Origin of the sequence: Pseudomonas sp. SIMBA_068 (assembly GCF_046534705.1) — a bacterium.
In the GTDB taxonomy this organism is placed as follows: Bacteria; Pseudomonadota; Gammaproteobacteria; order Pseudomonadales; family Pseudomonadaceae; genus Aquipseudomonas; species Aquipseudomonas putida.
The window spans coordinates 1-233 of record NZ_JAWRYI010001723.1; the positions used below are offsets into that span (position 1 = coordinate 1).

The following is a 233-nucleotide window of genomic DNA, read 5'->3' on the forward strand; positions in this document are numbered from 1 at the left end:
GGCGCTGGAAATGCTCAGTGCAGACGAGAAAAGCGAAGTGCTGGCATTTGTTTCAAAACCGCCTGCCGAAGCTGTGCGTCTGAAAATTGTTAATGCCATGAAAGCAACCGGCAAACCGACGGTGGCGCTGTTTTTAGGTTATACCCCGGCGGTGGCCCGCGACGAGAATGTCTGGTTTGCCTCCTCGCTGGATGAGGCCGCACGCCTGGCTTGCCTGCTTTCACGCGTTACGG

General features: G+C 56.7%; 1 pseudogene. It reads left to right on the forward strand.

Annotation, left to right across the window (positions count from 1 at the left end):
- A pseudogene (locus SB756_RS35645) lies at positions 1 to 233 on the forward strand (acyl-CoA synthetase FdrA); the annotation flags it as partial.